The following is a 7,176-nucleotide window of genomic DNA, read 5'->3' as shown; positions in this document are numbered from 1 at the left end:
AGAGAACTGGAATATAAAAATGTTATGGCCACACTTGAGGCGGTCAATACTACATTAAAAGAGGCAAAATCTGTAATAGCAAACAGCAGACCAGCAAAACAAACACGTATAGAATTCGCAAAAGACGTTTTAACAATCCTTTGTATGGGTTCCATTGTTGTTTTGTTTATTGCTGCTGCAATGTTTTTTTCGGCAGAAGCTCTGATCTATTTCAAAATTCTATAGGATAGGGGTGAAAATGACCACGACATGCCTCAACCTGAATTGGGACGCATTTTATTCAGAGCTGCCTTACACGCTGCTGGCAGTCGTCCTGTCTCTGGTTTTCTGCTTCGTCGTGGTCGATTGGATCGCCCGCAAACTGGATGCCGTTCGACGGCGGATTGAAGGCATGCCTCAAAAACCAGAATAGAAGCCCGCACAGATGGGTCTAAATTATTTTGGCTACATACCCACTAAAGACGATCCAGACAGCATTCACGCGCAATCCTTAGGCGTTTGGTGGCATAGTCATTCCTAACATCATCCCCTTCTTGAGCAAAATAGGCCATGTCTCGGCACAAGGGAGTGTCTGGGTCAGAGCGAGCGCGGAGCGGGAGCCGCATAGCGCGGCCCGTCAGGGTCGTCTGGTCATCAACTGGCCATTCTTGGGGCCCGTCCAGGCATTAAAATACCGCAGTTTTTCGCCATTTTCTGTTCATGACCATAGTTAAAAACACGTGTTTTGACCATCGCTAAAAGCACGAGCCAACACCTTCCTCTCTGACTTGAAATTTCGCGTTTGATCCGCCCCCGAGGGTCCACCGGCGCGGCTTCGCTACCGTTCACGCAGAGCGTTCGCTACGCCGCACCCGTGGGCTTCAGGGACGGCTCCTAAGATCATTATAATGCAAACAAAAAAATCACGTTAAAACAATACGTTAAAGGGGGGGGGTAGTCCCATAGCTCATGGGACTGGGTAGTCCCATCTAGATGGGACTGGTTTGATAAAATCAGTCCATACATTCACATTTTTTATCATCACATTATTGACAAAAATTATCAGCGATTTGATAAAATATAACCGCTCATGGGACTGGGTAGTCCCATCTAAGCTCAAATCGGAACATGGATATCCAGAGGGTCGGACAAATGGCGGCGCAAGAACGACAGCTTGGCTTTACAACTCCGCCCAATGGCACATGGGTTCAGACCGAACGAGCCGCTCATGAAAAATGGGCCAAGCTCATCGGCTCTCATCCCAAAGCCGCCGCTTTGATGCATGTAATCGTTGGCAACATGGGACGGCATAATGCTTTGATTGCCAGTCTCCCCAATCTTCAACGACTCATGGGATGCTCGCGGAATACCGTAATCCGAGCTATCGCCACGCTTCGGGAACAGAATTGGATCGAAGTCCGCCAGATCGGAGCCGCCGGCACGACGAATGCCTACATAGTAAACGACCGAGTAGCCTGGTCTGGAAACCGCAATGGAATTCGCTACAGCCTCTTTAGTGCTGCTGTCTTGGTATCGGATGATGAACAGCCCGATAAGGACGAAATTGGCGCACGGCCTCCGCTAGAACACGTTCCATCTCTCTACCCAGGAGAGAAACAACTGCCTGTGGGTGATGGTCTTCCTCCACCGTCCCAACCATCTATTGCGGGGTTAGAACCTGACCTGCCAACCCGTCAGCATGCTTCACACCAAGCCGACAGCGAAGAATTCACCACCAACCCCAAAAAATGGTAGAATGAATTCCATTCCCCCAGCAGAAAACAGGAATTACGTGATGAGCCCCGCCCCGATTGCCCATCATGATGATGCTGAAACAGCGGCTTTTATAGCCGCTGTGCAGGAAGGGGTTGCCGATGCTGATGCCGGTCGTACGGTTCCTTATCCTGCCGTGCGAGAATGGCTCCTGTCCTGGGGAACTGAATACAAAAAACCGGCCCCCATTGCGCACGTGTCCCACACCTTGAAGGAGCCAATCACATGAGCAGCGCCCTTTACGACCAAGACTTCTACGCATGGGCCAACCAGCAGGCCGGATTACTACGCGCCGGGAAACTATCCGAGGCGGACCTGGAACACATCGCCGAGGAAATCGAGAGCATGGGAAAATCGGAAAAGCGCGAACTCATCAGCCGCCTGACAGTTCTGCTTCTCCACCTGCTCAAGTGGGAGTTTCAACCCGTCCGCCGTGGCCCCTCATGGCGTCTTTCGATTGCCAATACCCGTGATGCGCTCACTGATCATCTGGCCGACAATCCGAGCCTGCGGAGTGCGCTGGAAGCCAGCGTGGAAACCGCCTATCGCCGCGCACGCCGCGATGCAGCATTAGAAACCGGCTTTCCAGAAAGCACCTTCCCAGCAGTCTGCTCGTGGTCCTTCTCCCAGATGATGGACGAAGATTTCTGGCCCGAAGCTCCGGCTACCAAATGAGCCACCTGGGCCGGCCCAGTGGGCCACTTGGGCCACCCTGGGCCACATGCTGAGCCAGCGCCAGGCCGCCCAGACATGGGGCATATCCAGAAGCACCCTGCAACGCGCAATTTCCAAGGGAAACCTTAGCGTTTCAGGCTCTGGCAAGATCGATCCATCTGAGATGCTGAGGGTCTTTGGTGCAGCCAGGAGTGGCCCAACAGGTGGCCCACATGGGCCACCTGTTGGGCCACTTGGGCCGGGGGTGGGCCACCCCCAGAGCCATGGACAAGAACCGGCCCTGGAAGCCGAAAACAAGGCTCTCCGGGCAGCCCTGGCAGCCAAGGAAGAACTGATCGCAGCCAAGGACCGGCACATCGAGGACTTGAGCCAGGCGCTCCGCCTTCTGGCTGCCCCAAGCCAGCCGAGTGCGCCACCCGAGCCAGAACCACCAGCCACACCAGAGCCGCCTGCTCGATCGATATGGCAGCGGCTATTCGGTCTTTAGAAGAGCCGCTTTTCTATGTTTTTCCTAATTCATCAAAAATCATAAAAAAATGCACAAAATCATCTTCCATTTTTATATGTTTTATGAGATAAAAATCTGGTCGCCCCCTCAGCGGGGTTCATCAAAGGAAAGGAAAATAAGATGTCAGACATCCGCCATAAAATTGAAGAATTCAGGAAAAAATACCCAATGAGTATTCCTGAATTTGCTCAAGGCGCACATCTGCACCTACAGGTCGCTTACAACACTATCAATGGAAAGACGAAACCAAGAGAACAAACAATAAAAGAAATAGAACAATTTATGAAAAAATACTCAGAAGAAAATGATAAAATCACAAATGAAACACAAGACGAAGATATAAATTCAATAATTAATAAATTAAAGGCTAAAATACATGATAAAACAGGATTAAATCCGAGCAAAATTGACATAGTATTTAGTTATTGACGGATATTCTACTATGGATTTCTTGTTTAAGAAATCCATAGTATCCATATGCTATCTAAAAACCGGGGCTGTTGTCGTGTCCCCTGCTCGTATTGCGGCTGCGCTCCGCCTGCTTGACCTTTTCACCCTGCCAGTGTTGAGCGGCCTCGCCCTCTAGGCGGTCCAGGTTGATAGCCTGATCTCGGTTCATCCTGTTGTGGTCACGCACCGCATACCAAAGTTCTGACAGAAGCGAATTAGGACTATCTTGCCACCGCATTTCGCGCCGGTGCTCATAGTCATAACCATTCATGCGCCGCCTGACGGCCACGATCCTGTTAGCCACCCCTTGCAGCACGTCGAACCCTTCTTTGGGAGCATTCTCTATCGCTCGCCTGGCCAGATATCTGAGGCCATCATACTGGCTGGATGTTTCAAGACGGCCCATATCTTGAACCAGATGCAAAAAGGCCGTGACGTAGTTAGAGGGTGATATCTGAGCCTCACGAAGGCAACGAAGCACGAAAGGCTCGCTTTTCTCCCCGGCCACCAATGAAGCGACCGCAGTCAAATGAGATGGCACCTCCGCCCGTAAATCAGCGAGTTCCCGCGCCCGCGCCTGCCGCTCCTGTTCGGCCCGCAACACCCGTTGCCGTTCCTGCTCGGCCTGCCGTTCGGCATCTTCTCTCGCTCTTTGGGCCGCAGCATCCCGCGCTTGTTGAGCACGATCAGCGCCAACAGCGCTCTTGGCCGCGTGCAGAAATGCTCCAAGGCGTGTTCGACGGGCCTGATCTCGCGCAGCCTCGCTCTCCTGGTCAAATTGCTCTGCCGCAATACGCCTGGCTACCGCATAGTCTGAAGCCATATCTTTTCCGCCAGACCTCACCAGCCGCTCGGCTAGTCGCTCCCACGAAATATCCTCTTCGGTATTCCAGTATGCCCGGACACTCTCCCGATGCCGGGTCAGCAACACATAGGCCAGATTCCGGTCCATTGACCCGCTGAATACCCCATGCACCCGTTCTGCCGTGGCACCCTGCCCCTTATGCAGAGTGCGGGCATAAGCGTGATCCAACTGGCTGTATTCCGCGAGGTTCACACGTTTGATGTCCTGCCCCATGCGCACGTCCAACGCGCCGTCATACGTGGCAACCACTGTGCCTACAGAACCGTTTTCCACCCCTAGCGCCTTGCTATTCTGGCGGAACAACACGCGATCTCCGACCCCAAATTCTCGCTGAGCCGTTCGCATCCGCGTCTGACCTGCCACCGTTCGGTCACTTACCATCTCGGTGACCGTGTATTGGTGCCCTTCCTTGACCTCTCCAGACTTGAGCAGCGCCTGGCGCACCAGGTCGTTCAACTCCCGAACATCCTTTCGCCGGTGAGCCAGCAACAAGGTCCGGTCATGTCCCCTCACCAGGGCGTCAGCAAGGTATCCCCGCACGATCTCGGCCAGCATGTCAGATCTGGTCTCGCTTGCGGTAACGCTTCCTTTTGCGCGGTAATGATCGAGGCCAAGCCGGGTTTTACCAGCTCCCATATTCACCGTGGCCGCCCGGTCGCCTTGGTCTTTCTGCCGACGTGAATCCTTCATTCTCACCGCGCCCAGCCTGGCTTCCAGGGCACGGAATGGCGCACCGGCCTGAACAGCCTGTATCTGTTCTGCATCGCCAACCATGACAATCTTCGCACCAGCGCTTTCAACGTGGCGCAATAGCGATGCCATGTCCTGGCTGTGCAGCATCGCACCTTCATCCAGCACAACGACACTGGATCGACCCAGGCACTCTTCACCTTCATCGAGACGCTTCAACAGGCGAGCCACCGTCCCCGATGGTATCCCGGTATCGTCACGCAGCACCTTCGCTGCCTGGGCAGCTAACGCCACCCCTTGCACCTGAAAACCTGCCCCCTCCCACGCAGCCACTGCGGTACGGAGCATGGTCGTTTTCCCCGCCCCAGCTACACCCGAGACAAGGGCAATACGCTCTGGCCTGGTCAGGTGAACAACAGCGTCCGCCTGTTCCGCAGATAATCCTGCCCCGCTCATTTCCGCACGGATCGTCACCGGATCAATCACCCGGGTTGCAGGCTGCCGCAGCTCGGCCAGTCGGTCGGCGATGGCCAATATCTGCCGCTCGTCCTGGATAACAGCCTCTGTGCTGAACCGCTCATGTCCGTCCAGGTCGAGACCCAGGCGCCGCACACCGGCAACCCCAAAGACCGCAGCAACCAACACCTCGTCCTGATCGCCAGTGAAGCGCTTGACCGCCCGTTCCACATCCTCCTTGGTGAAAGTGCTGGCGTAATGTGTGAGATCGGCAAGGATATGAGCCGGATCAGCCGCAATTTTCTGCCTATTGCGGTTCTTTCTGGCCTCGTTTTCTATCGTGCGTCGGGTCTGTGGTCCGAGAGCCTGTGGATCGGCCTGCCGCATCCTGCGACGCTGAGAATACGATGCTCCCTCGTGCAGACTGGGTTCCATATCCAGTCCGCGTTCCCGATAGCTCCGGCGGTCAATCCTCGCCTCATGCCCAAGCTCGGCCAGCCGCGTGTTAACCGTGGTTTCCCAAGCTTCGCGCCAGCTCTCAAACAGCGTGCGACTGTTCCACTCTGTCTGCTTGCGGCCAAACCCTTGCGGGCCGACCTCACGCATAGTCAGGAGAATATGAGCGTGCGGAGCCTCGCTCCCATCTGATGCACGAGGCGCGTGAATGGCGAAATCCGCTATCATGCCACGCGAGACGAACTGTTCCCCTATGAACTGCCTCACAAGCTCAAGGCGCTGCTCTGTGGTCAATTCGCGGGGAAGGGCAACCTCGATCTCCCTGGCAAGCTGCGCGTCCTTTCGCCGCTCACCTGCCTCAACCTCATTCCATAGCGTGGCCCGATCCAGCAGCCGGTCTGGCGCTCCCTCTGGAAGCATGATTTCCCGGTGACTGACCACTTTGCGAGTGTAGTCATGCGTCTGGCCATAACGCTCATCGTGAAGCTGTTCACCGGCCCGATAGGCAGCAGAGGCCACAACGCTCTGACCTTTCGACCTGCTCACGACCTTCGATCTGAGATGCCAGATTGCCACGCTTGCCCTGCCTCGCAGGGCTCGCTATGTTGTGAAACAACATATATGCGAGCCATTCACTTTGTTCATGTCATTTCTTATAATATGGTAAGCCTTGGATCAAGCATGTAAGGTTGCTCGATGCGTGAGCTGAGAGAGCGACCGGAAGGAAGTGGCGGGCCAAAACAATGCGTAGGGACGTAGCCGAACGACTGCTGGATGCGGAAGCCGAGGTAGAGCGGGCAGAGCTGCGGGTGAGGCTGGCACAGGCGAAAGCGGAACAGGCCAGGTGCAGGGTCGAAAAGCTGCGGGCGCGGACGCAGCGCAATGAAGCGCGTCGAAAGATCGTCTTGGGCAGCGTCATACTGCTGGCACCGCCAGAAGCCTACGAAGAGGTGCTGAGTGAATTACTGCCGCTGATGCGGGAAAGTGACCGGGCCCTGGTGACGTCCAGTAGCGAAGGGGACAACCACCGGCGAGACACACAACGCAAAGCCATCCTGGGCGGAGCATTCATTACCGCAGCTCGCGACCGGGGAGACTTTAGGGAACTGCTGAACACCCTGATCCGATGCCTGGAACGCCCTCACGACATAGCCCTGTTCAAAGGATGGACCCTATGAACGATTACACGCCTGTGCCTGAGGCTGATCTGGAAGCTTCGTTTGTGGAGACCCTCGCGCTGCTGAGAAAGAACAGCACTGAAGGACACACCGCATTGAGCGAACTCCAGAAGTTGGCGCAACAGCTCGGAGGCAACGCCTACCTC

The 7,176-nt window shown here is 55.1% G+C and carries 8 protein-coding genes; 7 read left to right on the top strand and 1 reads right to left on the bottom strand.

The annotated features are described in order from the left end of the window. The 6 genes from J2D77_RS16840 to J2D77_RS16810 all read left to right on the top strand — a co-directional run. The coding region (locus J2D77_RS16840) for a hypothetical protein (protein WP_207847683.1) at positions 1 to 225 on the top strand (225 nt) is incomplete at its 5' end. A gap of 13 nt (positions 226 to 238) precedes the next feature. Beyond that, positions 239 to 412, top strand: a complete 174-nt coding sequence (locus J2D77_RS16835; protein ID WP_207847681.1) for a hypothetical protein — start codon at positions 239 to 241, stop codon at positions 410 to 412. Positions 413 to 1,131: 719 nt separating this feature from the next. Further along, complete coding sequence (locus J2D77_RS16830) at positions 1,132 to 1,734, top strand: helix-turn-helix domain-containing protein (RefSeq protein WP_207847679.1); 603 nt, start codon at positions 1,132 to 1,134, stop codon at positions 1,732 to 1,734. 1 nt (position 1,735) lies between these two features. Next, positions 1,736 to 1,981 carry a hypothetical protein gene (locus tag J2D77_RS16825; protein WP_230975914.1) on the top strand — a complete coding sequence of 82 codons (246 nt, stop codon included), beginning with the start codon at positions 1,736 to 1,738 and terminating at the stop codon, positions 1,979 to 1,981. Next, complete coding sequence (locus tag J2D77_RS16820; protein ID WP_207847677.1) at positions 1,978 to 2,427, top strand: DUF29 domain-containing protein; 450 nt, start codon at positions 1,978 to 1,980, stop codon at positions 2,425 to 2,427. Before J2D77_RS16825 ends, J2D77_RS16820 begins: the two co-directional genes overlap by 4 nt. Positions 2,428 to 3,055: 628 nt before the next feature. Continuing rightward, positions 3,056 to 3,364 carry a helix-turn-helix domain-containing protein gene (locus tag J2D77_RS16810; RefSeq protein ID WP_207847675.1) on the top strand — a complete coding sequence of 103 codons (309 nt, stop codon included), beginning with the start codon at positions 3,056 to 3,058 and terminating at the stop codon, positions 3,362 to 3,364. A gap of 55 nt (positions 3,365 to 3,419) precedes the next feature. Here J2D77_RS16810 and traA read toward each other — a convergent pair whose 3' ends face one another. Then, the gene (gene traA / locus J2D77_RS16805; protein ID WP_331000142.1) at positions 3,420 to 6,428 is read right to left on the bottom strand and encodes a Ti-type conjugative transfer relaxase TraA; all 3,009 of its coding nucleotides are present in this window, start codon (positions 6,426 to 6,428) and stop codon (positions 3,420 to 3,422) included. Between the two features lie 167 nt (positions 6,429 to 6,595). Between traA and J2D77_RS16800 the strand changes: the two genes are divergently transcribed. Then, entirely contained in the window at positions 6,596 to 7,030 is a 435-nt protein-coding gene (locus J2D77_RS16800; RefSeq protein WP_207847673.1) for a hypothetical protein, read from the top strand. Positions 7,031 to 7,176 lie beyond the last annotated feature (146 nt).

It is taken from the genome of Acetobacter garciniae, from assembly GCF_017377735.1.
Taxonomy (GTDB): domain Bacteria; phylum Pseudomonadota; class Alphaproteobacteria; order Acetobacterales; family Acetobacteraceae; genus Acetobacter; species Acetobacter garciniae.
Note: the sequence above shows the minus strand (reverse complement) of the source record. Positions and strands in the feature narration are given on the sequence as shown.